Below are 24,102 nucleotides of genomic sequence, written 5' to 3' on the forward strand. Positions count from 1 at the left end.
GGGTTCTCTCGCCCCTTCCTCAGCAGGGCAATAGCTCACCTATCCCGTTCGTTCGTACCTTCGGTTCGCTTCAGCGTGTGAGGTATGGGGCGGGGGCGTTAGCCGTTAGCAACTGCTAGCCGAATTGTGGCTGTCAAACACGGAGAGTTGTGGGAAAATTCGCCAGACGTGGTAGGCGGATTCCGCCTACATTGAGATGGCCGGGGCCTTGACCCTGGCCATGATTTTTTCTGGCTCGGGCGTGCTATGGAAGAGAAAGTATACAAGGAAGCATTTTCCATTTCTTATGACGACAAAGAGGGCGATCTGAGCCGTCATGTGATGGACGCCAAGACCCTCGGCCAGGCGATTCTCGCCGTGCATGACCTGCTGAACGCTGCAAACAGCCAACTCGGCAAGGGCTCGAAGATCGAGGTTTCGGTAGCTGCAGCGCCGAAGGAAGGGTCGCTGGTCGTTGAGTTCATCCTGATGGCTGCCAGCCTGGAGCCACTGACGCTTCTGAAAACGCTCGGTTTCGTTGCGGGTGGCGCTACAGCCGGTGGCGGCCTGATGGAAGTAGTGCGTCAGATGAAGTCGCGGAAGGTGACTCAGGTTGACATCGATGAGACGACAGGAACCGCAAAGATCTCGGTACAGTCTGAGCAAGGGCAGCAGGTCGAAGTTATCGAGTGCTCCAAGGCTGTTGCTCGGCTGGCCACTGACAAGAAAGCCCGGGATGCACTGCATGCCGTCATTCAGGTGCCGATCAGCGGTGCTGAGGGTGGGGTGTTCAAGGTTCTGAAGACTGACCCAGTGGATGAGACGAAGGCCGAGGTTTTGGTTATGGTCAAGGAAGAGGATGCTCATCAGTACAGCACTGTACCTGTTGCAAGTCTGAAGGAAGTGGAGAGCAAGACCGAGAAAGCGACTGTGTGTTTCACCCAGGTGAACTTCGATAGCCACAAAGGGTGGCGCGCGGTCATTGGAGCTGGGGACGATGATTACGCTGTCGAGATGGCAGATGACGCCTTTCTCAAGAAGGTACAGGGTAAGCAGCAGGCGTTTTTGAAAGGTGACCTGTTTGAGGTGACGCTTGAAGAGATCAAGAGCTCCAGTGCGAGCCGCTCTGACTACAAGCGTGTAATCAAGTCCGTTGATCGCCACTTTGCCGGCAAGGATCGCCGCCTGACTTGAGGTGATGGTTATGCTGCAGACGGAACAGATTCTGAACCTGCTGATCATCGGGTCATTCCTGTTTCTGCTGCCTGGCTTCTGGAAGCTGGGTAGCCTAATCGTGCGCTGGCTGATGGCCCGCTACGTTCGCACAGGAACGATTGTCATCCGAGTCAAGGGTACTGATGGGCAGGTGCGTGAGACCACCGTCACGGCTACGGACTCACTCATTGAGAAGCTGATGGCGATTGATGATCGCCGTGCTGGAAAGGGAAGTCATGGCTGAGAAAGGGAAGTCGGCTGCTCAGATCGGTACGATGGCGTTTTGGTATGGTGGTTTGGGCACCTTCAGTAATGCCTGCATCGCGAAGCTGGTGGACGGTGAGTGGCAGAGCATTTGGTTCTCAGCAAGCAGCGTGGTTGTGGCACTGGTTGCAAGTGGGATCGTATGGCTGTTCTCCCGGTATGGCCACTCGCTGGAGTACGTCAAGTATGACGCCATGCTTGGGCGGGAGATCGCGCACATCACTAAGGCGATGAGCCATAATGGCATCTCCGATGAGGCCAGAAAGCGCTGGCAGAACCAACTGGAGGCGGCCCTTGAAAAGCGTGCGAGCGCCGAGCGGGACATTGCGAATGGAACGGTGGATCTGAATAAGTTGGGCGGTTGACCCAGAAAAGCTCGGCTATGAACTAGGTTTACCGGAAAGTGGGTCTTTGAGATCTTCGCTGCGGCGTTTTTCAAGATAGCTGTTGCGCAGACCGTGTTTCAGGCAGCCCCTTTCAGCGACTGTGGTTCCTGCACCCGCTCGGGATTGAGTGTCACTGCTCCAGCGAGCGTCCAGTTGCATGTGTTGCCTGACCAGCGCGTCGGTATCCGGTTACGGGCCTCCTGGTACAGCGCCTGGCGGCGAGCCAATACGCGCTGATCCTCGCCCCGATGGCGTTCTGCAGGGGGCACAAAACCGATGCGGCTGTGCCGGTGCTGGTCGGCCGCATGCAGGGCACGATAGAACGTCGACTCCAAAGCCAGGTCACGCCCGGCCTCAGCCACCATCGCATGCAAAAGCACTCGCAATAGTTCACCCTTCCCCAAGCGATAGTTCACCTATCCGGTTTTGCCTGTAAGAAAGCCGCCTTCAGCGCGCAATGATCAGCGGGTGACCACGCTCCGGGTGTGGCTGCACCAGCACATCCAAACCAAATACCGCCTTCAACGGTTCAGGCTGCATCACCTGCGCCGGCGTATCCAATGCGTGTGGCCGCCCCGCCTCCAGCAGCAAAATCCGATCGCAGTAACGCGCTGCAAGGTTCAAGTCGTGAAGGATCACCAACACCGCCGCCCCTCGATCAGCAAAGGTGCGAATGGCTTGCAAGGTGGTGTGTTGATGCAGGGGGTCCAACATCGACGTCGGCTCATCCAACAGCAACGTCTGCCCCGCCTCGCCCGGCCATAACTGCGCCAGCACCCGTGCCAGGTGCACCCGCTGACGCTCGCCACCGGACAGCGCCAGGTAGCTGCGGCCGCTCAAGTGGCCGACATCTGCCGCTTGCAGGGCCGCCTCAATAATCTCGTCATCGCGGGCTCGCCCGGTCTGATGAGGCAAGCGCCCCATGCCGACTACCTCTTCGACACGGAAAGCAAAGTCCAGCGTCGAGCTTTGCGGCAATACCGCCAGGCGCTGCGCCCGCTGCGCACCACTCCACTCGTTCAACGGGCGTTGATCCAACCACACCTTGCCTTGGTCGGGGTGCAGCTCACCGCACAATCCACCGAGCAGTGTACTTTTACCCGCACCATTGGGGCCCAGCACGCCGAGTACTTCCCCCGGTAACAGATCAAGCGTGACATCCGCCAACACGGTTTTGCGACCACGACGGATCTGCAAGTCTTCCACACGCAGCATCAGGCTCGCCCCCGCAACAAGAGGTAAAGAAAAAACGGCGCGCCGATAAACGCAGTGACGATACCGATCGGCAATTCAGCCGGCGCCAGGGCAAGCCGTGCGACCAGATCGGCAAACAACAGCAGGCTCGCACCTGCCAGAACCGATGCCGGCAACAACACGCGATGGTCCGGCCCCGCCAGCAAACGCACCAGATGCGGCACCACCAGCCCTACAAAACCGATCATGCCCGCGGCAGCCACCGCTGCCCCGACGCCCAGCGCCGTGCAGAAAACCAATTCGCGCTTGAGCCCTTCCACATCGATGCCGAGATGATTGGCCTCCGACTCACCCAGCAGCAAGGCATTCAACGCCTTGGCCCGGCGCGGCAACCACAGCGCCACGCCCGCGCTCACCAGCAACAATGGCCATAACCGCGAATAGCTCGCGCCGTTGAGGCTGCCCAGGTTCCAAAAGGTCAGGGTGCGCAGGGTGGCGTCGTCGGCCAGGTAGGTAAACAGGCCCACCGCTGAACTGGCGAGCGCCGTGAGGGCAATGCCGGCAAGCAGCATGGTCGCGACGTTGGTCTGGCCGTTACGCCGCCCCAGTCGATAGACCAGTGCAGTCACACCCAGCCCACCCAGGAATGCACACAGCGACAGAAGATAGGGGCCAAACGCATCCGGCAAACCTCCGAAAAACGAACCACCGACAATCGCCACCGCCGCCCCCAGCGCAGCGCCACTGGAAACCCCCACCAAGCCTGGATCAGCCAAGGGATTGCGGAACAGTCCCTGCATCGCCACCCCAGACAAGGCCAACACACCACCGACGGCCAAGCCCAGCAACGTGCGCGGCAACCGGATCTGCCCCAGAATCAGCTCAGCCTGCTCCAGCCCATGCGCCTCAATCGGCAACCCCATCAAGCGCAAGGCGGCCTTGAGCGTATCCAACAGGGGCAAGCTGACCGGCCCCAGCGCCAAAGAAAGCCAGATCGCCAAGGCACACAACATCGCCAGCCCAACAAACAGCGTCTTCGGTTTTACCAGAGTCGTCATGGGGCTGGCTTGGCCTGGGACGGGTAGAACCCGGCAGACAGATCCGCGAGGCTTTGCGGTAAACGTGGCCCGAGCCCGCCGACCAGCAATGTAGGATCGACCTCAAATACCCGCCCAGCCTTGGCCGCCGGCGTGGACGCCAGGATCGGGTTTTCTTTGAACAGCGCCGCACGCGCCGCATCCCCGGTCAGGGCACGGTCCGCAAACACCAACACATCCGGGCTCAACCCCGCCAACGACTCCACCGAAAACGGCTTGTACCCGGTATGGGTGGCCAGGTTGCGTCCGCCCGCCTGCTGCAGCATCCAGTCAGCCGCCGTGTCTTTGCCCGCGATCAGCGGCTTGCCGCCCGCATGACCCAGCAACAGCAATACGCCGGGGGCCTTTTGGGTGGCCTGAGCCTTGGCGACCCAGCGTTTCTGCTGGTTCAGCGCCTGCTCATATCCGGTAAACAATTCGTTGGCCTTGGCCTCAGCGCCCAGCAACTTGCCCAGGTGCTGAAGGTTGCCCTTCAACGTCGGCAAGTCAGGCTGCGCCGAGAACATTTCCACCTGCACACCTGCGCTGCGGATCTGCGCCAGTATGGGCGGCGGGCCCATTTCTTCAGTACCCACCAACACCTGCGGGCGCAGACTCAAGATGCCCTCGGCGGACAACTGTCGCTGGTAACCAATGCTCGGCAACGCCTTGAGGGACTCAGGGTGCTGGCTGGTGGTATCCACGCCCACTAACTTCGGCTCACCGCCCAAGGCCGTCACCCACTCCGACAGCGCCCCACCGGCACTCACCCAACGTTGTGGCAGTTCAGAGGCTTGCGCCCCAGGGTTGACCAGCAGTCCGACAACAAGCGCAATAGCACTGGCACTCAGGCGCATAACAGGGTTTCCTTCCAGGGGCAGGGCCGCTCAAACGCTCATCAATGTGACAGATAACCCCTGCCCCGCATCGTATTGAGCGCCCGGTCGGCTAACGGGCGAAGCCGGCATTTGATAATTGTTTGCATTTGAACGTCAAGGCACTTAAGGACTGAAATGAAGTTTCTCTGCCCCTCCGATACCCTCGGGCCAGACAGCAGCCTCGGTTTTGAAATCGATGGTTGCAAATTGTTGGCCGTGCGCCGGGACGGCGTTGCCTACTTCTATATCAACCGCTGCCCCCATCGCGGCATTCCACTGGAATGGCAGCCCGACCGGTTCCTCGACGACAGCGCCAGCCTGATCCAATGCGCCACCCACGGCGCGCTGTTCCTGATCGAGAGCGGCGAGTGCATCTCCGGCCCTTGCGCCGGACAAAGCCTCACCGCCCTGCCCGGCCGCGAAGACGCCCAGGGGCTGTGGGTGGAACTCTAGTCGAGCAGCACGTCCAGGCGCCGGTCCACGCATATTTCTTCGGATGTCACGCGCACGCCATACGCCAGCACTTCAACCCCGGCCGTCTTGGCTTCGCGCAGGGCAGCAGCGTAGGCCGCGTCGATCTCCACTGCCGGGCGCACAGCATCAATCCCCGAGAGGTTGACGCAATACAACTGCACCGCCCGCACACCGTCACGCGCCAGATAGGCCAGTTCGCGCAAATGCTTGGCGCCTCGCTGGGTTACCGCATCGGGGAAGGCGGCCACCGAAGTACCATCGAAACCCAGGGTCACACTTTTGACTTCGACGTAGGCCGCGCCGTCGGGATAGTCCAGACGGAAGTCGATGCGGCTTTTCTCCTGACCGTAAGGTACTTCACGCTTCAAGGCGGTGAAGCCGTTCAGCTCGGTGATGACACCCGCATGCAACGCCTCCTCGACCAACTGATTGGCACGCGCCGTGTTCACACACGCCAAGCGGCCCTGAGGTGTCTCGGCAATTTCCCAGGTGCCGGGCAACTTGCGCTTGGGGTCATTGGAGCGACTGAACCAGACCTGCCCACCTTCGACCATGCAATTGAGCATCGAGCCGGTGTTGGGGCAGTGAATGGTCAGCAATTCGCCGGTAACGGTTTCGATATCGGTAAGAAAACGCTTGTAGCGACGAATCAACCGCGCTTCTTCGAGGGGAGGATGAAAGCGCATCAGCCTTGCCAGCTCCGCAATCCACGGGCGATCCGCTCCACCGCTTCCTGTAGCCGATCAAGGTTTTGCGTGTAGGCAAAACGCACATGGTGACCGGCCTGATAGCGGCCAAAGTCCAGGCCAGGCGTGAAGGCCACATGCTCGGTTTCGAGGAAGTGGCGGCAGAATGCGAAGGCATCACCGCCGAACGCGCTGATATCGGCATACAAATAGAACGCCCCTTCAGGCTCTACCGCAATGCCGAACCCCAACTCGCGCAAGGCGGGCAGCAAGAAGTCGCGACGGCGCCCGAATTCAGCGCGCCGCTCCTCCAGAATGCTCAGGGTTTGCGGGGTAAAACAGGCCAATGCCGCGTGTTGCGCCATGCTCGGCGCACTGATGTAGAGATTTTGCGCGAGCTTCTCCAATTCACCCACCGCCGCTGGCGGCGCCACCAGCCAACCCAGGCGCCAACCGGTCATGCCGAAATACTTCGAAAAACTATTCAGGACGAACGCATCGTCGTCCACTTCCAGCACGCTGGCCGCATCGGTGCCATAGGTGAGGCCATGGTAAATCTCATCCACCACCAGATGACCGTTGCGCGCCTTAATGGCAGCAGAAAGACCGGCCAATTCGTCGCGGGTGAGGATCGTGCCAGTCGGGTTGGCTGGGGACGCCACCAATGCGCCGACACTGTCCTGATCCCAATGCTTGGCCACCAGGTCGGCGGTCAACTGATAGCGCACCTCCGGGCCGACCGGAACTAGTTGCGCCGCGCCCTCCACCAAGCGAAGGAAGTGGCGATTGCAAGGATAGCCAGGGTCGGCGAGCAGCCAATGCTTGCCCGGATCCACCAGCAAACTGCTGGCGAGCAGCAATGCGCCGGAGCCGCCGGGCGTGATCAGGATACGCTCGGGGTCCACGTCCAACCCGTAGCGCTGCTGATAGAAACCGCTGATGGCCTCGCGCAACTCAGGCAAGCCACGGGCGGCGGTATAGCGCGTCTTGCCGTTGGCCAACGCTGCCTGGCCGGCCTGGATGATCGGTTCGGCGGTGGTGAAGTCCGGCTCGCCGATCTCCAGGTGGATCACGTCATGACCGGCGGCCTGCAGCTCATTGGCGCGCGCCAGCAATGCCATGACATGAAAAGGTTCGATGGCGCGACTGCGCGCACTGTAGGGCTGAGCCATTAGCCTTCCTTAACGGTGAGGACAAAATCTGGATTCTACCGAACCCGCGCCGTAAAACATGTTCTATTGCCTGCCCGACGGCAGGCGCCGCCCGGGCAAGCGCCAGCAAAACGACTAAAATCTACATCTGAGGCATCACATACCCAGCAACGACGGGCTGATGCAGTTTGCAACCCCATTGCCGTGGGCCTCGACAACCGGGAGTGGCGCACCCCGAATCTATCTGGTAAGTTCGCCCGCTTGCAGCCGCAGGGCCGGCAGGTGTCGGTGACGTTGCAATCCTGCGCAATGGATTAGAAGAGTGAGAGGCGGTCTATTCATGTCCACCCAAGCAAAGCAACAGCAGACTCAAGGCCTCAATGGCTTCGAACCTTACGTAGAAAAGAAAGGTGAGGAGTACATGGGCGAGCCCATGCGCGAGCACTTCACCAAGATCCTGAACAAGTGGAAACAGGACTTGATGCAGGAGGTCGACCGCACGGTTGACCATATGAAGGACGAAGCAGCCAACTTCCCTGACCCGGCCGACCGTGCCAGCCAGGAAGAAGAATTCGCCCTTGAACTGCGCGCCCGTGATCGCGAGCGCAAGTTGATCAAGAAGATCGACAAGACGCTGCAGCTGATCAAGGACGAAGAATACGGCTGGTGCGAATCCTGCGGTGTCGAGATCGGCATCCGTCGCCTGGAAGCCCGCCCAACCGCGGACCTCTGCGTAGACTGCAAGACCTTGGCTGAAATCAAGGAAAAACAGGTCGGCAAGTAATCCAGCCGAGCTGAACGAATGGGGCGTGCGAACGCTCCATTTTTGTTTCTGGCGTTTACCGAATTTCCAGTAGTATCCGGCCCATGACAGCCTCTACCTATATCGGGCGCTTTGCCCCCACACCCAGCGGCCATTTGCATTTCGGCTCCCTGGTCGCCGCCCTCGCCTCCTACCTCGACGCCCGAGCCAACCAAGGCCTATGGCTGATGCGTATGGAAGACCTCGACCCACCCCGCGAAGAACCCGGCGCACAGGCAGCAATCCTGCACGCGCTGGAAAGCTATGGCTTCGAGTGGGACGGTGAATGGGTCCGACAAAGTGAGCGGCACGAGGCCTACGCCAAAGTCCTGAACGACCTGTTCAACCACGGCCTGGCCTACGCCTGCACCTGTTCACGCAAACAGCTTGAACCCTACAACGGGATCTACCCGGGCCTGTGTCGCAATGCTGGCCACGACCAGCAAGACGCCGCCATCCGTTTGCGTGTTCCCGAGCTTGAGTACCACTTTACCGACCGCGTCCAGGGCGAATTCCGTCAGCACCTGGGCCGCGACGTGGGCGATTTCGTCATCCGTCGCCGCGACGGCCTGTACGCCTATCAACTGGCGGTGGTACTCGACGATGCGTGGCAAGGCGTGACCGATATCGTGCGCGGTGCCGACCTGCTGGACTCGACGCCTCGCCAGCTCTACCTGCAAGAACTGCTCGGCCTGCGCCAACCGCGCTACCTGCACGTGCCGCTGATCATCCAGCCGGACGGCAATAAACTGGGCAAATCCTACCGTTCGCCGCCGTTGACACCTGACCAGGCCACGCCTTTGCTATTGAGGGCATTACGCGCCCTAGGCCAGCAACCCGGTGACGAACTGTTGCACGCCAGCCCGCGGGAACTGCTGGATTGGGGCATTGCGCACTGGGACGCCACGCAGATCCCGCGCACACTCACGCTGGCCGAAGCGCAATTGAGCTGAAGGCGCTTGCAGCTTGCCAAGCATCCGTTACCATCGCCGCACGTTTTTACACAGAGGCCAACATGTACATCTATCGATTGGTCCTGCTGCTGGTCGTCGGGATCTACCTGTTTTCCCCCGCCATCATGGATTGGTGGATCGACGCCACGGGCGCCTGGTATCGCCCTTATCTGCTGTGGCTGATCCTGATCGTCGTGACTTTCATCCTGCAGAGCCAAAAAGATGCCGATGAGCTTTAGCCTCACCCAGATGCTGCTGATCAGCGCCGCCTACCTGGCAGCGTTGTTCGGAGTCGCCTGGATCAGTGAGCGCGGAATGATTCCGCGGGCGATCATTCGCCATCCGTTGACCTACACCTTGTCCCTCGGCGTCTACGCCAGCGCCTGGGCGTTCTATGGCACCGTGGGCCTGGCCTATCAGTACGGTTATGGCTTTCTGTCCAGCTACCTCGGGGTGTCCGGCGCGTTTCTGCTGGCGCCGGTGCTGCTGTACCCAATCCTGAAGATCACCCGCACCTACCAATTATCTTCCCTGGCCGACCTGTTTGCCTTCCGTTTTCGCAGCACCTGGGCCGGCGCGCTGACCACCGTTTTCATGCTGATCGGCGTGCTGCCGTTGCTGGCCCTGCAAATCCAGGCGGTGGCCGACTCCATCAGCATCCTCACCCGCGAGCCGGTGCAACATCGCGTAGCGCTGGCCTTCTGTGCGCTGATCACGCTGTTCACGATTTTCTTCGGTTCGCGCCATATCGCCACCCGCGAAAAACACGAAGGCCTGGTGTTTGCGATTGCCTTTGAGTCGGTGATCAAGCTGATCGCCATCGGCGGCGTCGGCCTGTATGCGCTCTACGGCGTGTTCGATGGCCCGCAACAGCTGGAACTGTGGCTGCTGCAAAACCAGACCGCCCTCGCCGCCCTGCACACGCCTTTGCAGGAAGGCCCATGGCGCACGCTGCTGCTGGTGTTCTTCGCCTCGGCCATCGTGATGCCGCACATGTACCACATGACCTTCACCGAGAACCTCAACCCGCGCTCGCTGGTCAGCGCCAGCTGGGGCTTGCCGTTGTTCCTGCTGTTGATGAGCCTGGCGGTGCCGCTGATCTTGTGGGCCGGCCTGAAACTGGGGGCCACCACCAACCCTGAATACTTCACCCTCGGCATCGGCATTGCCGCCAACAGCCCAGCCTTGGCGCTGCTGGCTTATGTGGGTGGATTGTCAGCGGCGAGCGGGCTGATCATCGTCACGACCCTGGCACTGTCCGGCATGGCGCTGAATCACTTGGTGCTGCCGCTGTACCAGCCGCCGGCCGAAGGTAATATCTACCGTTGGCTGAAATGGACACGCCGCGCGCTGATCGTCGCGATCATCATGGCCGGCTACGGGTTCTACCTGCTGCTGGGCGCCGGGCAGGACCTGGCCAACCTGGGCATCGTCGCATTTGTCGCCACCTTGCAGTTCCTGCCGGGTGTGCTGTCGGTGCTGTACTGGCCGACCGCCAATCGCCGTGGCTTCATTGCCGGTTTGCTCGCCGGGATCTTGGTGTGGATCGTGACCATGCTGTTGCCGCTGGTCGGTAACCTGCAGGGCTTCTACATCCCGTTGTTGAACATGATCTACGTGCTCGATGACACCAGCTGGCACATGGCCGCGATTGCCTCCCTGGCCGCCAACGTCCTGATGTTTACCCTGATCTCGTTGTTCACCAATGCCAGCCCGGAAGAAACCAGCGCCGCCGAAGCCTGCGCGGTGGACAACGTGCGTCGCCCACAGCGCCGCGAATTGCATGCGGCCTCCCCCCAGGAGTTCGCCACGCAACTGGCCAAGCCACTGGGTGCCAAGGCGGCGCAAAAAGAGGTCGAACAGGCGCTGCGCGATCTCTATCTGCCGTTCGATGAGCGGCGCCCGTACGCGCTGCGCCGTCTGCGGGACCGTATCGAAGCCAACCTGTCCGGGCTGATGGGCCCGAGCGTGTCCCAGGACATAGTGGAAACCTTCCTGCCCTACAAGGCCGGCGGCGAAAACTACGTCACCGAAGACATCCATTTCATCGAGAGCCGGCTGGAGGATTACCACTCACGCCTCACCGGCCTCGCCGCCGAACTTGACGCCCTGCGCCGCTACCACCGCCAGACCCTGCAGGAACTGCCGATGGGCGTGTGTTCCCTGGCCAAGGATCAAGAGATCCTGATGTGGAACAAGGCCATGGAAGAACTTACCGGGATCGCCGCGCAGCGCGTGGTCGGCTCACGCCTGAACACGCTTGGCGATCCCTGGAAAGAATTGTTGCAAGGTTTTATCAACCTGCCCGACGAGCACTTGCACAAACAGCACCTGGCGCTCGACGGCCAGACCCGTTGGCTCAACCTGCACAAAGCCGCGATCGACGAGCCTCTGGCACCCGGTAACAGCGGCTTGGTGTTGCTGGTAGAAGACCTGACCGAAACCCAGATGCTCGAAGACAAGCTGGTGCACTCCGAGCGTCTGGCCAGCATCGGCCGGCTGGCGGCGGGCGTGGCCCATGAAATCGGTAATCCGATCACCGGTATCGCCTGCCTGGCGCAGAACCTGCGCGAAGAACGCGAAGAAGACGGCGAAATCACCGAAATCAGCGGGCAGATCCTCGAACAGACCAAGCGCGTCTCACGCATCGTGCAGTCGCTGATGAGCTTCGCCCACGCCGGCGCCCATCAGAATCAGGATGAAGCGGTATGCCTGGCCGAAGTGGCGCAGGATGCCATTGGGCTACTGGCCTTGAACCGGCGCAATTTCGAAGTACAGTTCTTCAATTTGTGCGATCCCGACCATTGGGTCGATGGCGACTCACAACGCCTGGCCCAAGTGCTGATCAACCTGCTGTCCAACGCCCGTGACGCCACCCCGGCTGGCGGTGCGGTACGCGTCAAGACCGAGGCTTTCGAACATACGGTCGATCTGATCGTCGAAGATGAAGGTAGCGGTATTCCACAGAACATCATGGACCGATTGTTCGAACCCTTCTTCACCACCAAGGACCCAGGTGAAGGTACCGGTCTGGGCCTTGCACTGGTCTATTCCATCGTTGAAGAGCATTATGGACAAATCACCATCGACAGCCCGGCTGACACCGAAAGCCAACGCGGCACCCGTATTCGGGTGACCTTGCCGCGTCATGTCGAAGCGACGTCCGCTGTGAACTGAGACCGTCGAGAGAATTGAATCAATGCCGCACATTTTGATCGTCGAAGACGAAACCATTATCCGCTCTGCCTTGCGTCGCCTGCTTGAACGTAATCAGTACCAGGTCAGCGAAGCCGGCTCGGTGCAGGAAGCCCAGGAGCGTTTCAGCATTCCCACGTTCGACCTGATTGTCAGTGACCTGCGCCTGCCTGGCGCGCCTGGCACCGAGTTGATCAAGCTTGGCCAGGGCACCCCGGTGCTGATCATGACCAGCTACGCCAGCCTGCGTTCGGCGGTCGACTCCATGAAGATGGGCGCGGTGGACTACATCGCCAAGCCTTTCGACCATGACGAGATGCTTCAGGCCGTGGCCCGCATCCTGCGCGACCGACAGTCGGCCAGCAATGCGCCCGCCGAGCAACGTCCAGCGGGCAAAGCTGCCGACAAGCCAGGCGTCGATAACAGCAACGGCGAGATTGGCATCATCGGCTCCTGCCCTCCGATGCAGGACCTGTACGGCAAGATCCGCAAAGTAGCGCCGACTGACTCCAATGTCTTGATCCAGGGCGAGTCCGGCACCGGTAAAGAACTGGTGGCCCGTGCCCTGCACAACCTGTCCAAGCGTGCCAAGGCGCCGATGATTTCGGTGAACTGCGCAGCGATCCCCGAATCGCTGATCGAGTCCGAACTGTTCGGCCACGAGAAAGGCGCGTTTACCGGCGCCAGCGCCGGGCGTGCGGGCCTGGTCGAAGCGGCGGACGGCGGCACGCTGTTCCTCGATGAAATCGGTGAGCTGCCGCTGGAAGCCCAAGCCCGATTGCTGCGTGTGCTACAGGAAGGCGAAATTCGCCGCGTAGGCTCGGTGCAGTCGCAAAAGGTCGATGTGCGCCTGATCGCAGCGACCCACCGCGACCTCAAGAGCCTGGCCAAGATCGGCCAGTTCCGTGAAGACTTGTATTACCGCCTGCATGTGATCGCCCTCAAGCTGCCTGCCCTGCGTGAGCGTGGCGCCGACGTCAACGAGATCGCCAACGCCTTCCTGCTGCGCCAGAGCGCGCGCATCAACCGTACCGACCTGAAGTTCGCGCCAGACGCCGAGCAGGCGATCCGGCATTACTCATGGCCGGGTAACGTGCGGGAGCTGGAGAATGCGGTGGAGCGTGCGGTGATCCTGTCGGAGAGCCCGGAGATTTCCGCCGAACTGCTGGGCATCGATATTGAGCTGAGCGACCTGGAGGATGACGACTTCATCGGTCTGGCCCCACAGCAGGGCGGTAGCAATACCAGCCATGAGCCGACGGAAGATTTGTCACTGGAAGATTATTTCCAGCATTTCGTCCTTGAGCACCAGGACCACATGACCGAGACCGAACTGGCGCGCAAGCTAGGCGTGAGCCGTAAATGCCTGTGGGAGCGCCGCCAGCGCCTGGGCATTCCACGGCGCAAGACCGGTGTGGCCAGCGAAAGCTGAGGGCGCGCGCCCACAGGTAACACCCACCGATGTGAAAAAACTGTTACCGCGGATATTTCGCGTAACAAAAGCCGGGGCTTACGGTAACGAAGCCCCGGCTTTTTTTGGCCCGTCAAAAACCCGAAACCACCTCAAACCCCCGGTTTTACTGGGCGGCGCAAAAGTTGGCACGCACCCTGCTATATGCTTAGTACAAAAACAATAACAAGCTTTGTACAAGACAATAAAAATAAGACGAATCGACTCACGCATAACAAAAACAACACGGCGGAGGCGCAGCTAACTGATTCTTTTGGAGAGGCGTTGCATTTGGGGCTTGCCCCGCAACCAGGCCGAGAACAACAAAAACTGCCCTAAGGCAGAGCCTGAACTGGTTGGATCGTAGATCAGCAACACAGCGACCAAAGCAATCCGTTTGCTCTTGACTCCCGATTGGGAGTGTCATGAAGGTGAAGCTTCATGGCGAGGGCGATCAACAAAAACAAGAAGCCCGAAATCAATAATAAAAATAGAGCACGCAACTACTTCTGGGGGAGCTTCGGCTCCCCTTGTAGTTTCCGGGATTTGACCTTTCAAGGCTTATGGCGCAATGCCTGTAGCTTGTTCCTACACCATCCCCTGACTAAATGCTAGAATCCCCGCCCATCATGCGGTCATTCTTCGTTATGGCCGAACATTCCTTCAAACAGTGCATCCCATGCTGAAGAAGTTGTTCCAGTCATTCCGTTCTCCCTTGCGTCGTACGCAACACAAACGCAGCACGCCTGAAGTGCTCAACAGCAGCCAGCATTCGCTGCAGCGCGCTCAATTCAGCCGTTATGCCGTGAATATCGTCGAACGCCTGCAGAACGCTGGCTACCAGGCTTACCTGGTCGGTGGCTGTGTGCGCGACATGCTGCTCAATATCACGCCAAAGGACTTCGACGTCGCCACCAGCGCCACGCCTGAGCAAGTGCGTGCCGAATTCCGTAATGCGCGGATCATCGGCCGACGCTTCAAGCTGGTGCATATCCACTTCGGTCGCGAAATCATCGAAGTCGCGACGTTCCGTGCCGGCCACCCGCAAAACGATGAAGAGGAAGACACCAATCAGTCCTCCCGCAACGAAAGCGGGCGCATCCTGCGCGACAACGTCTACGGCACCCTGGAAGAAGACGCGCAACGCCGCGACTTCACCATCAACGCCCTGTATTACGACCCGGTCAGCGAGCGCATCCTCGATTACGCCAATGGCGTACACGATATTCGTAACAATCTGATTCGCCTGATCGGCGATCCGGTCCAACGCTACCAGGAAGACCCGGTGCGCATGCTGCGGGCCGTGCGGTTTGCCGCCAAGCTGAACTTCGGTATTGAGCGCCATACCGCCGCGCCGATTCGCGAACTGGCACCGATGCTGCGGGAGATCCCGTCGGCACGCCTGTTCGAAGAAGTGCTCAAGCTGTTCCTCTCGGGTTATGCCGCCGACACCTTTGAAATGCTGGTGGACCTGCAGTTGTTCGACCCACTGTTCCCGGCCAGCGCCGAGGCTTTGGAATACAACCCGACGTACACCCACACCTTGATCAGCGAAGCGTTGATCAACACCGACCTGCGCATCAAGCAGAACAAGCCGGTCACCCCGGCGTTCCTGTTTGCCGCCTTGCTGTGGCCAGCGTTGCCCAAACGCGTACTGCGCTTGCAGGAGCGCGGCATGCCACCGATCCCGGCCATGCAGGAAGCCGCCCATGAGCTGATCGCCGAGCAGTGCCAGCGCATCGCCATTCCGAAACGTTTCACCATGCCGATCCGCGAGATCTGGGACATGCAGGAGCGTCTGCCACGCCGCAGCGGTAAACGCGCCGACCTGTTGCTGGACAACCCGCGCTTCCGCGCCGGCTACGACTTCCTGCTGTTGCGTGAAAGCGCTGGCGAGCAGACCGATGGCCTGGGTGAATGGTGGACCGATTACCAGGACGCCAATGACAGCGAGCGCCGCGACATGATTCGTGACCTCGGCAGCAAAAGCGACGGCGAAGGGCCGAAGAAGCGTCGTCGCAGCGGCACCAAGCGCAAGCGCAGCGCGGCCGATACCTCGGGCGAATAAACGTGGAACGCATCTACATCGGCATGGGCAGCAATCTGGCGGCCCCGGACCAGCAATTGCGCAGCGCTATCGAAGCGCTGGCGCAATTGCCGGGCACCACCGTCGCCAGTGTGTCCGCGTTTTATCAAAGTGATTCCCTGCTCCCAGGCCAGCCGCGCTACACCAATGCGGTTGCCGCCCTGGACAGCAATCTGGCGCCCCTTGAGTTGCTGGATGCACTGCAAGCCATCGAGAACGACCAGGGCCGCGAACGTCTTGAGCGCTGGGGCCCGCGCACGCTCGACCTGGACATCTTGCTGTTTGGCGATCACCTGATCGACGAACCGCGCCTCAAGGTCCCGCACTATCAGATGCACCTGCGTGCTTTTGTGCTGTACCCGTTGGCCGAACTGGCGCCCGCCAGCCTGCTGTTACCCGATGGCCAAACTCTTGATGACTTGCTGGCAGCCTGCCCGTTTGTCGGTCTGGAACGCCTTACAGTTGCTGAATCGCGTCAGTAACAGCGGTAACACCGTCATCGTAACAATGCGGTAACACATCCAATTGACTTCCCGTGTCCTCCTCACGACTATAGGCGTCCCGCTGCCGCCAACCCGGCGCTAAAGGGCGCAATCCAGGCCATATAAGCACTGCTCTCAAGACCGTGCGCCTGTATAAACGAAGACTCACGCGCGTTACTCGCTGTTTCCAAGCGCCTGAATGAGGACCCTTTTCATGCCAGACATTACCCTGACCACCTTGCAGAGCCTCAAGCTCAAAGGTGAAAAAATCGCCATGCTGACCTGCTATGACGCCACCTTCGCCCACGCCAGTTGCCAGGCCGGGGTTGAAGTGTTGCTGGTGGGCGACTCCCTGGGCATGGTTCTTCAAGGGAATGACAGCACCCTGCCCGTCACCACCGATGAACTTGCGTACCACACCGCCAGCGTCAAACGCGGTAACGACGGTGCGTTCATCATCGCCGACCTGCCGTTCATGGGTTACGCGACGCTCGATCAGACCTTCCAGAATGCCGGCAAGCTGATGCAAGCCGGCGCGCACATGATCAAAGTCGAAGGCGCAGTGTGGCTGGCCGAGTCGATCCGCCTGCTGGCGGAACGCGGCGTGCCGGTGTGTGCGCACATGGGCCTGACGCCACAGTCGGTGAACATCCTCGGCGGCTACAAGGTACAAGGCCGCAATGAGGCCCAGGCGCGGCAGATGCGCGCCGATGCCATCGCCCTGGAACAGGCGGGCGCGGCAATGATCCTGCTCGAATGCGTGCCAAGCGAACTGGCGGCAGAAATCACCCAGGCGGTGAAAGTGCCGGTGATCGGGATTGGCGCAGGCTCGGCCACCGATGGCCAGGTGCTGGTGCTGCACGACATGCTCGGCCTGTCGATCAGCGGCCGTGTGCCGAAGTTCGTGAAGAACTTCATGGCCGGCCAGGACAGCATTCACGCTGCATTGAGCGCCTACGTCGCCGAAGTCAAAGGCGTGACCTTCCCTGGCGCTGAACACGGATTCTCTGCATGAACACCGTAAAAACCGTACGTGAACTGCGGGCTGCGGTGACCCACGCTCGCAATGCCGGCAAGCGCATTGGCTTTGTGCCGACCATGGGCAACCTGCACAGCGGCCATGCCACGTTGGTGACCAAGGCCGCCCAGCAGGCGGATTTCGTGGTGGCCAGCATCTTCGTCAACCCGCTGCAGTTTGGTGCTGGCGAAGACTTGGACAAGTATCCGCGCACCCTGGCCGCCGACCAGGAAATGCTGCTGCAAGCGGGCTGCAACCTGTTGTTCGCGCCCACCGTCGAGGAAATGTACCCCGGCGGCATGACCGGCCAGACCCGCGTCAGCGTGCCGCAATTGTCTGAAGGCCTGTGCGGCGCCAGCCGTCCGGGGCATTTTGAAGGCGTGGCGACGGTGGTGAGCAAGCTGTTCAACATGGTCCAGCCGGACATGGCGGTGTTTGGCCAGAAGGATTACCAGCAACTGGCCGTGATCCGCGCCATGGTCCACGACCTGAACATGCCGATCCAGATCATCGGCGAGCCCACCGTGCGCGCCGACGACGGCCTCGCACTGTCGTCGCGTAACGGTTACCTCACCGACGAGCAACGGGCCATTGCGCCGGTGCTGTACCGCAGCCTCAGCCAGATCGGTGCCGCGATCAAAGCCGGTGACCACGACTTCGCCAAGCTGCGCGCCGAACAGGTCCAGCAGATCGAAGCCGCCGGGTTGCGCCTGGACTACCTCGAAGTGCGTCAGGGTGTGCATTTGCGCCCGGCCACGGCCGAGGATCGGGATATCGTGATCCTCGTCGCCGCCTATCTCGGCGCTACCCGACTCATCGACAACCTGCACCTGACCCTCGACTGACCCCTTTCAGTCACCCTCCTCGCTGCGTCAATAAAAAGGGCCGGTATAAAAAAGTACCGGCCTTAGCGCAGACAAAGCCAAGACATATCGACACGCTAGGTTTAATGTAATCGCCCTGCGCTATGGTTAGCGCTGTCCGGAACCCAATGCTTGATCAAAGACTGGACGTTCCGGGCTTAGAAGTGTCCTAAAGGCAGTCCCCGTAATAAAAGGAAACCCGCAGCGATGGCGTACTACCGCACTCCTCATGACGTTACCGCTCTGCCCGCCTGGCAAGCGCTCAATCAACATCGCCAAGCCATGCAGGATTTCAGCATGCGCGAAGCGTTCAATGCCGATCCTCAGCGTTTTTCCCAGTTCACCCTGAGCAGCTGCGGACTTTTCCTCGATTACTCGAAAAACCTGATCACCAGCGAAACCCGCGACCTGCTCGTGGGCCTCGCCAAAGAAGTCGGCCTGAAAGACGCGATCAACTCGCTGTACGCCGGCGAGCCGGTCAACTCCTCCGAAGGCCGCCCGGCCCTGCACACCGCCTTGCGCCGCCCGGTAGGCGACAAGTTGTCGGTGAACGGCGTGAACATCATGCCGGACGTGCACAAGGTGCTGAACCAGATCACTGACCTGGTCGGCCGCATTCATGATGGCCTGTGGCGTGGCTACACCGAGAAGCCGATCACCGACGTGGTGAACATCGGTATCGGTGGCTCGTTCCTCGGCCCGGAGCTGGTCTCCGAAGCGCTGTTGTCCTACGCCCACAAAGGCGTGCGCTGCCACTACCTGGCGAACATCGACGGCAGCGAGTTCCACGAACTGACCATGAAGCTGCGCGCCGAGACCACGCTGTTCATCGTCTCGTCGAAATCCTTCAACACCCTGGAAACCCTGAAAAACGCCCAGGCCGCCCGCGCCTGGTACCTGGCCCAGGGTGGCTCGGAAGCCGAACTGTACCGCCATTTCATCGCCGTATCGAGCAACAACGCGGCGGCGGTGGCCTTTGGTATCCGTGAAGAAAACATCTTCCCGATGTGGGATTGGGTCGGCGGCCGTTACTCGCTGTGGTCGGCCATCGGCTTGCCGATCGCCCTGGCTATCGGCATGTCCAACTTCAAGGAGCTGCTGTCCGGTGCCTACACCATGGACCAGCATTTCCAGAACGCGCCGTTCGAACAGAACATGCCAGTACTGCTGGGCTTGCTGGGCGTTTGGTACGGCAACTTCTGGGGCGCGCAGAGCCATGCGATCCTGCCGTACGACCACTACCTGCGTAACATCACCAAACACTTGCAACAGCTGGACATGGAATCCAACGGCAAGAGCGTGCGCCAGGACGGCACCCCCGTCGCGACCGATACCGGCCCGGTGATCTGGGGTGGCGTGGGTTGCAACGGCCAACACGCTTACCACCAGTTGCTGCACCAGGGGACCCAACTGATCCCGGCCGACTTTATCGTGCCGATCGTCAGCTTCAACCCGGTGTCCGACCACCATCAGTGGCTGTACGCCAACTGCCTGTCCCAGAGCCAGGCGCTGATGCTCGGCAAGACCCGCGCCGAAGCCGAAACCGAGCTGCGCGACAAGGGCATCCCGGAAGACGAAGTGCAGAAGCTGGCACCGCACAAGGTGATCCCGGGCAATCGTCCGAGCAACACCATCGTGGTCGAGCGCATCAGCCCGCGTCGCTTGGGCGCTCTGGTTGCCATGTATGAGCACAAAGTGTTCGTGCAGAGCGTGATCTGGGGTATCAACGCCTTCGACCAATGGGGTGTGGAACTGGGCAAAGAGCTGGGCAAAGGCGTCTACAACCGCCTGACCGGCGCCGAAGAAACCTCGGCCGAGGATGCTTCGACCCAGGGCCTGATCAACTACTTCCGCGGTCGTCACCGCGGCTGATCCAGGTATGGCAAGGCCAACGTCCGTTTGGACGTTGGCCTTGAACCCTCCCCTTGCAGGGTGCATCTTTATGACTTGTCGCAAAAACAAGAATAAGGATCGCTCATGTTCGATATCAGCACGTTCCCCACCGCCGATGCCGTCCGCCGGGCTGCGCAACTCAGTCAAGAGGACTATCAGCGCCTCTACCGCCAATCCATCGAGCAGCCGGACACCTTCTGGGCTGAACAGGCCAAAGGCTTTCTCGACTGGATCACCCCGTGGCACACCGTTCAAAGCTCCGACATCAACACTGGCGCCGCCCAGTGGTTTGCCGGCGGCCAACTGAACGTCAGCTACAACTGCATCGACCGTCACCTGGCGCAACGCGCCGATCAGCCGGCCTTCATTTGGGAGGGCGATGATCCTGCCAAATCCTCCAACATCACCTACCGCCAACTGCACCAGAACGTCAGTCGCCTGGCCAATGTGCTGAAAAGCCGTGGCGTGAAGAAAGGCGACCGGGTGTGCATCTACATGCCGATGATCCCGGAAGCGGCCTACGCCATGCTCGCCTGCACGCGGATTGGCGCGGTGCATTCCGTGGTGTTTGGTGGTTTCTCGCCGGATGCCTTGCGTGACCGTATTCTGGACGCCGACTGCCGCACCGTAATCACCGCCGATGAAGGCGTGCGCGGCGGTAAGCCAGTGGCGCTGAAGCAGAATGTCGACAAAGCCCTGACCAGTTGCCCAAATGTAAGCACAGTGCTGGTGGTAGAGCGCACCGGTGCGACCGTCAACTGGAGCGAAGGCCGCGACCTCAAGTATCAACAGGCCCTGGATGCGGCCAGCGACGACTGCCCGCCCGAGCCAATGGACGCGGAGGACCCGCTGTTCATCCTCTACACCTCCGGCAGCACCGGCAAACCCAAAGGTGTGCTGCACACCACCGGCGGCTACTTACTGCAAGCGGCGATGACCTTCAAATACGTGCTCGACTACCGCGAGGGCGAGGTGTTCTGGTGCACCGCCGATGTGGGCTGGGTCACCGGCCACAGTTACATCGTGTACGGCCCGCTGGCCAACGGCGCGACTTCGCTGATGTTCGAAGGCGTACCGAGCTACCCGGACAGCTCGCGCTTCTGGCAAGTGATCGACAAGCACAAGGTCAACATCTTCTACACCGCGCCCACCGCCTTGCGTGCTCTGATGCGTGAGGGTCACGGCCCGCTGGAGAACACCTCTCGCGCCAGCCTGCGCCTGCTGGGCAGTGTCGGCGAGCCGATCAACCCGGAAGCCTGGGACTGGTACTTCAATGCCGTCGGCGAACAACGCTGCCCGATCGTGGACACCTGGTGGCAGACCGAGACCGGCGGCATCATGCTCAGCCCCTTGGTCAGTGCGCAGCGCATCAAGCCCGGCTGCGCGACCCAGCCGATGTTTGGCGTACAGCCCGTGTTGCTTGACGAACAGGGCAAGGAATTCAGCGGCGCCGGCAGTGGCGTATTGGCGATCAAAGCCAGCTGGCCAGGGCAGATCCGCAGCGTGTACGGCGATCCGCAGCGCATGATCGACACCTATTTCAAACCCTACCCCGGCTACTACTTCACCGGCGACGGCGCACGCCGTGATGACGACGGCGACTACTGGATCACCGGGCGCATCGACGATGTGATCAACGTGTCGGGCCATCGCATCGGCACCGCCGAGGTGGAAAGCGCCCTGGTGCTGCACGACCAGGTGGCCGAGGCCGCCGTGGTGGGCTACCCCCATGACGTCAAAGGCCAGGGCATCTATGCGTTTGTCACGCCCATGAATGGAGTGGAACCCGACGATGCGCTGAAAAAACACCTGCTGGAGCTGGTCAGCAAGGAAATCGGCAGCTTTGCCAAGCCGGAACTGATCCAATGGGCCACGGCCTTGCCGAAAACCCGCTCCGGCAAGATCATGCGCAGGATTTTGCGCAAGATCGCCTGCAACGAACTCGACAGCCTCGGTGATACCTCGACCCTGGCCGACCCGAGTGTCGTAGAGGGCTTGATCGACAAACGCCTGAACCGATAGGAACCCCTGAGTCGCCATGGAATTTATCCGCAGCCGTATCGAAAACCAGTTGATGAGCCTGACCGGTTTGTCACTGGGCCAACTGGACCTGGAAAACCCCAAGGGTGACCCTGGTTTGTTCGGGCCCGATTCGGTGAGTTGGCAGGTCCATGGCGACTTCAGCAGCATGCTCATCGGCGGCATCAGCGCCTTGATGCTGCAAGCCTTGCACCCATTGGCCCTGGCGGGCGTGTGGGACCATTCCAACTTTCGCCAGGACATGCTCGGGCGCTTGCGGCGCACCTCGCAGTTCATCTCGGGCACAACATTTGGCTCGCGCAAAGACGCCGAAGGGCTGATCGAAAAAGTCCGCACCATTCACCTGCAGGTAGTCGGCCATGCCCCGGACGGGCGACCTTACGCGGCCAGCGACCCGGAGTTGCTGACCTGGGTGCATGTGGCAGAGGTCAGTAACTTCCTCGCCGCCCACTTGCGCTATCGCAACCCGAATCTGTCCGGTCGAGACCAGGACCGTTACTACAGTGAAATTGCCTTAGTCGCCGAACAGCTGGGCGCGCGGCATGTTCCGCGTTCTCGGCAGGAAATTTCGGATTATCTGGCGCGCATCCGCCCGCAATTACTGTGCGACGATCGCAGCCGCGAAGTACTGCGCTTGCTCCTGAATGCGCCCTCCCCCAGCCTGCTGGCCAAACCTTTTGGCAGCCTGATGATGCAGGCCGGCATCGACCTGCTGCCGGACTGGGCCAGCGCCATGCTCGACCAACACCAAAGCCCGCTGCAACGCCAGATGATCCGTGCCGGGGTCAAGCGCAGTGCGCCGATGCTGCGATGGGCGATGCGCAACGGTTCGGTGCAACGCGCCCATCGGCGGATGGGGTTGATGTAGGCGACGGCGCATAGCTGTTAAACTTCGCGCCCTCATTTCCCCAGCAAGGCGCGCTCCATGTCTCCTCTGAATCAGGCGCTGCGCGCCGCCCTCGATCATCGCCAAGACCTGATCCATGAGCTGCACGCCCAAGGCACCGACTGCTACCGCCTGTTCCATGGCAGCCAGGAAGGCGCCGGCGGCCTGACCATCGACCGCTACGGCCCGCAATTGCTGGTGCAGAGTTTTCACCAATCCCTGGAAACCGCAGAACTGCTGGACCTGCATCAACAGGTCAACCAGTACATGGGCCTGGAATTGTTGCTGGTGTACAACGACCGTTCCCGTGGCAACTCACGCATCGACCGCGAAGACACGGTTTATCGTGCCGAGCCCGCTGCACTGGAAGACCTGATCGGCCATGAGTGGGGCCTCAATTACCGCGTGCGCGGCCGCCATGCCGGGCAGGACCCGCTTCTGTTCCTGGATTTGCGTAACACCCGCGGCTGGGTCAAGGCCCACAGCGCCGGCAAAAGCGTGCTGAACCTATTCGCCTACACTTGCGGCGTCGGCCTGAGCGCGGCAGCCGGTGGTGCGCGTGAGGTGTGCAACCTGGACTTCGCCGAGGGCAACCTGGCGGTCGGGCGCGAAAATGGGCTGCTCAACCCGCAATTGCCGACCATGCAGTTCGTGCAGTCGGATTACTTCCCGGCGATCCGCCAATTGGCCGGCCTGCCGATCACCCAGCGCCGCGGGCAAAAGCTGCCGAGTTACCCGCGCCTGGAACAACGTCAATACGACTTGGTACTGCTCGACCCGCCAGCCTGGGCCAAGAGTGCTTTCGGCACCGTCGACCTGCTGCGCGATTACCAGAGCCTGCTCAAGCCCGCACTGTTGGCCACCGCCGACAATGGCGTGCTGATTTGCTGCAACAACCTGGCGAAAGTCAGCATGGAGGACTGGCGCGAACAGGTGCTGCGTTGCGCGGAGAAGGCCGGGCGCCCCGTGCGTGACTGCAAAGTCATGACGCCAGGCGCGGACTTTCCCTCGCAGGACCAACAACCTCCGCTGAAAACCCTGATACTGCAGCTGTAAGACGTTTCCCAAAGGACCCGTTCTTCGGAACCGAAAACCCGTGCCATACTCCAAGGCACTCCTGTTTGACATAGA

General features: G+C 60.8%; 22 protein-coding genes and 1 pseudogene. 17 read left to right on the forward strand and 6 right to left on the reverse strand.

Going from position 1 to position 24,102, the window contains the following annotated elements; translation table 11 throughout:
- Positions 1-246 precede the first annotated feature (246 nt).
- Genes OZ428_RS28645 through OZ428_RS28655 form a run of 3 tightly spaced genes read left to right on the forward strand, consistent with a single transcriptional unit; the run spans position 247 to position 1,823 of the window.
- Entirely contained in the window at positions 247-1,173 is a 927-nt protein-coding gene (locus OZ428_RS28645; protein ID WP_065285140.1) for a hypothetical protein, read from the forward strand.
- 10 nt (positions 1,174-1,183) lie between these two features.
- A complete protein-coding gene (locus tag OZ428_RS28650) occupies positions 1,184-1,438 on the forward strand; it encodes a hypothetical protein (RefSeq protein WP_065758073.1) in 255 nt (84 codons plus the stop codon).
- Positions 1,404-1,823 (forward strand): hypothetical protein, encoded by a 420-nt coding sequence (locus OZ428_RS28655; RefSeq protein ID WP_125862910.1) that lies wholly within the window; start codon positions 1,404-1,406, stop codon positions 1,821-1,823. The genes OZ428_RS28650 and OZ428_RS28655 overlap by 35 nt, the downstream gene beginning before the upstream one ends.
- A 98-nt stretch (positions 1,824-1,921) precedes the next feature.
- Here OZ428_RS28655 and OZ428_RS28660 read toward each other — a convergent pair.
- The 4 genes and pseudogenes from OZ428_RS28660 to OZ428_RS28675 form a co-directional block, all read right to left on the reverse strand.
- A pseudogene (locus OZ428_RS28660) lies at positions 1,922-2,140 on the reverse strand (IS3 family transposase); the annotation flags it as partial.
- A 151-nt stretch (positions 2,141-2,291) separates the two neighbouring features.
- Positions 2,292-3,059 (reverse strand): heme ABC transporter ATP-binding protein, encoded by a 768-nt coding sequence (locus tag OZ428_RS28665; protein ID WP_033898295.1) that lies wholly within the window; start codon positions 3,057-3,059, stop codon positions 2,292-2,294.
- Positions 3,059-4,096: a FecCD family ABC transporter permease gene (locus tag OZ428_RS28670; RefSeq protein ID WP_442964809.1), complete on the reverse strand. Its 1,038-nt coding sequence runs from the start codon at positions 4,094-4,096 to the stop codon at positions 3,059-3,061. Before OZ428_RS28670 ends, OZ428_RS28665 begins: the two co-directional genes overlap by 1 nt.
- Positions 4,093-4,971: a heme/hemin ABC transporter substrate-binding protein gene (locus OZ428_RS28675; RefSeq protein ID WP_033898293.1), complete on the reverse strand. Its 879-nt coding sequence runs from the start codon at positions 4,969-4,971 to the stop codon at positions 4,093-4,095. The genes OZ428_RS28670 and OZ428_RS28675 overlap by 4 nt, the downstream gene beginning before the upstream one ends.
- A 156-nt stretch (positions 4,972-5,127) precedes the next feature.
- Here OZ428_RS28675 and OZ428_RS28680 point away from each other — a divergent pair, with 156 nt between their 5' ends.
- Complete coding sequence (locus tag OZ428_RS28680) at positions 5,128-5,445, forward strand: Rieske (2Fe-2S) protein (protein ID WP_269132035.1); 318 nt, start codon at positions 5,128-5,130, stop codon at positions 5,443-5,445.
- Here OZ428_RS28680 and sfsA read toward each other — a convergent pair.
- Positions 5,442-6,152, reverse strand: a complete 711-nt coding sequence (gene sfsA, locus OZ428_RS28685; RefSeq protein ID WP_269132036.1) for a DNA/RNA nuclease SfsA — start codon at positions 6,150-6,152, stop codon at positions 5,442-5,444. The two genes, OZ428_RS28680 and sfsA, sit on opposite strands and share 4 nt — an antisense overlap.
- A complete protein-coding gene (locus tag OZ428_RS28690) occupies positions 6,152-7,324 on the reverse strand; it encodes a pyridoxal phosphate-dependent aminotransferase (protein WP_033898290.1) in 1,173 nt (390 codons plus the stop codon). Before OZ428_RS28690 ends, sfsA begins: the two co-directional genes overlap by 1 nt.
- 319 nt (positions 7,325-7,643) lie before the next feature.
- Between OZ428_RS28690 and dksA the strand changes: the two genes are divergently transcribed.
- The 13 genes from dksA (at position 7,644) to OZ428_RS28755 (ending at position 24,027) form a co-directional block, all read left to right on the forward strand.
- Positions 7,644-8,087, forward strand: coding sequence for an RNA polymerase-binding protein DksA (gene dksA, locus OZ428_RS28695; protein WP_025857127.1), 444 nt, complete (start codon positions 7,644-7,646; stop codon positions 8,085-8,087).
- Between the two features lie 83 nt (positions 8,088-8,170).
- On the forward strand, positions 8,171-9,058 hold the full coding sequence (gene gluQRS, locus OZ428_RS28700) for a tRNA glutamyl-Q(34) synthetase GluQRS (protein ID WP_269132037.1): 888 nt from the start codon (positions 8,171-8,173) through the stop codon (positions 9,056-9,058).
- 62 nt (positions 9,059-9,120) lie between these two features.
- Positions 9,121-9,297: a hypothetical protein gene (locus tag OZ428_RS28705; protein WP_003176118.1), complete on the forward strand. Its 177-nt coding sequence runs from the start codon at positions 9,121-9,123 to the stop codon at positions 9,295-9,297.
- Positions 9,281-12,235, forward strand: coding sequence for a sensor histidine kinase (locus OZ428_RS28710; protein WP_269132038.1), 2,955 nt, complete (start codon positions 9,281-9,283; stop codon positions 12,233-12,235). Before OZ428_RS28705 ends, OZ428_RS28710 begins: the two co-directional genes overlap by 17 nt.
- A 22-nt stretch (positions 12,236-12,257) precedes the next feature.
- On the forward strand, positions 12,258-13,685 hold the full coding sequence (locus OZ428_RS28715) for a sigma-54-dependent transcriptional regulator (protein WP_177053169.1): 1,428 nt from the start codon (positions 12,258-12,260) through the stop codon (positions 13,683-13,685).
- Positions 13,686-14,382: 697 nt separating this feature from the next.
- Complete coding sequence (locus tag OZ428_RS28720; protein WP_269132039.1) at positions 14,383-15,771, forward strand: polynucleotide adenylyltransferase PcnB; 1,389 nt, start codon at positions 14,383-14,385, stop codon at positions 15,769-15,771.
- Between the two features lie 2 nt (positions 15,772-15,773).
- Entirely contained in the window at positions 15,774-16,271 is a 498-nt protein-coding gene (folK, locus tag OZ428_RS28725; protein WP_269132040.1) for a 2-amino-4-hydroxy-6-hydroxymethyldihydropteridine diphosphokinase, read from the forward strand.
- Between the two features lie 214 nt (positions 16,272-16,485).
- Positions 16,486-17,286, forward strand: coding sequence for a 3-methyl-2-oxobutanoate hydroxymethyltransferase (gene panB, locus OZ428_RS28730; protein ID WP_269132041.1), 801 nt, complete (start codon positions 16,486-16,488; stop codon positions 17,284-17,286).
- On the forward strand, positions 17,283-18,134 hold the full coding sequence (gene panC, locus OZ428_RS28735; protein WP_269132042.1) for a pantoate--beta-alanine ligase: 852 nt from the start codon (positions 17,283-17,285) through the stop codon (positions 18,132-18,134). Before panB ends, panC begins: the two co-directional genes overlap by 4 nt.
- 225 nt (positions 18,135-18,359) lie before the next feature.
- Complete coding sequence (gene pgi / locus OZ428_RS28740) at positions 18,360-20,024, forward strand: glucose-6-phosphate isomerase (protein ID WP_269132043.1); 1,665 nt, start codon at positions 18,360-18,362, stop codon at positions 20,022-20,024.
- 105 nt (positions 20,025-20,129) lie between these two features.
- On the forward strand, positions 20,130-22,067 hold the full coding sequence (gene acs, locus OZ428_RS28745) for an acetate--CoA ligase (RefSeq protein ID WP_269132044.1): 1,938 nt from the start codon (positions 20,130-20,132) through the stop codon (positions 22,065-22,067).
- A 16-nt stretch (positions 22,068-22,083) separates the two neighbouring features.
- Positions 22,084-22,953, forward strand: coding sequence for an oxygenase MpaB family protein (locus OZ428_RS28750; RefSeq protein WP_269132045.1), 870 nt, complete (start codon positions 22,084-22,086; stop codon positions 22,951-22,953).
- A 57-nt stretch (positions 22,954-23,010) separates the two neighbouring features.
- Positions 23,011-24,027 carry a class I SAM-dependent rRNA methyltransferase gene (locus OZ428_RS28755; RefSeq protein WP_269132046.1) on the forward strand — a complete coding sequence of 339 codons (1,017 nt, stop codon included), beginning with the start codon at positions 23,011-23,013 and terminating at the stop codon, positions 24,025-24,027.
- Positions 24,028-24,102: the final 75 nt, after the last annotated feature.

Origin of the sequence: Pseudomonas sp. GXZC, assembly GCF_026967615.1 — a bacterium.
Classification (GTDB): domain Bacteria; phylum Pseudomonadota; class Gammaproteobacteria; order Pseudomonadales; family Pseudomonadaceae; genus Aquipseudomonas; species Aquipseudomonas azotoformans_A.

Coding starts and splice junctions, on each gene's coding strand:
- OZ428_RS28705 (WP_003176118.1), top strand. CDS start 9,121: ATGTACATCTATCGATTGGTCCTGCTGCTGGTCGTCGGGATCTACCTG.
- OZ428_RS28750 (WP_269132045.1), top strand. CDS start 22,084: ATGGAATTTATCCGCAGCCGTATCGAAAACCAGTTGATGAGCCTGACC.
- OZ428_RS28670 (WP_442964809.1), bottom strand. CDS start 4,096: ATGACGACTCTGGTAAAACCGAAGACGCTGTTTGTTGGGCTGGCGATG.
- acs (WP_269132044.1), top strand. CDS start 20,130: ATGTTCGATATCAGCACGTTCCCCACCGCCGATGCCGTCCGCCGGGCT.
- pgi (WP_269132043.1), top strand. CDS start 18,360: ATGGCGTACTACCGCACTCCTCATGACGTTACCGCTCTGCCCGCCTGG.
- panB (WP_269132041.1), top strand. CDS start 16,486: ATGCCAGACATTACCCTGACCACCTTGCAGAGCCTCAAGCTCAAAGGT.
- OZ428_RS28680 (WP_269132035.1), top strand. CDS start 5,128: ATGAAGTTTCTCTGCCCCTCCGATACCCTCGGGCCAGACAGCAGCCTC.
- OZ428_RS28720 (WP_269132039.1), top strand. CDS start 14,383: ATGCTGAAGAAGTTGTTCCAGTCATTCCGTTCTCCCTTGCGTCGTACG.
- OZ428_RS28665 (WP_033898295.1), bottom strand. CDS start 3,059: ATGCTGCGTGTGGAAGACTTGCAGATCCGTCGTGGTCGCAAAACCGTG.
- OZ428_RS28675 (WP_033898293.1), bottom strand. CDS start 4,971: ATGCGCCTGAGTGCCAGTGCTATTGCGCTTGTTGTCGGACTGCTGGTC.
- dksA (WP_025857127.1), top strand. CDS start 7,644: ATGTCCACCCAAGCAAAGCAACAGCAGACTCAAGGCCTCAATGGCTTC.
- panC (WP_269132042.1), top strand. CDS start 17,283: ATGAACACCGTAAAAACCGTACGTGAACTGCGGGCTGCGGTGACCCAC.
- OZ428_RS28655 (WP_125862910.1), top strand. CDS start 1,404: ATGATCGCCGTGCTGGAAAGGGAAGTCATGGCTGAGAAAGGGAAGTCG.
- OZ428_RS28755 (WP_269132046.1), top strand. CDS start 23,011: ATGTCTCCTCTGAATCAGGCGCTGCGCGCCGCCCTCGATCATCGCCAA.
- OZ428_RS28645 (WP_065285140.1), top strand. CDS start 247: ATGGAAGAGAAAGTATACAAGGAAGCATTTTCCATTTCTTATGACGAC.
- OZ428_RS28710 (WP_269132038.1), top strand. CDS start 9,281: ATGCCGATGAGCTTTAGCCTCACCCAGATGCTGCTGATCAGCGCCGCC.
- OZ428_RS28690 (WP_033898290.1), bottom strand. CDS start 7,324: ATGGCTCAGCCCTACAGTGCGCGCAGTCGCGCCATCGAACCTTTTCAT.
- OZ428_RS28715 (WP_177053169.1), top strand. CDS start 12,258: ATGCCGCACATTTTGATCGTCGAAGACGAAACCATTATCCGCTCTGCC.
- gluQRS (WP_269132037.1), top strand. CDS start 8,171: ATGACAGCCTCTACCTATATCGGGCGCTTTGCCCCCACACCCAGCGGC.
- OZ428_RS28650 (WP_065758073.1), top strand. CDS start 1,184: ATGCTGCAGACGGAACAGATTCTGAACCTGCTGATCATCGGGTCATTC.
- sfsA (WP_269132036.1), bottom strand. CDS start 6,152: ATGCGCTTTCATCCTCCCCTCGAAGAAGCGCGGTTGATTCGTCGCTAC.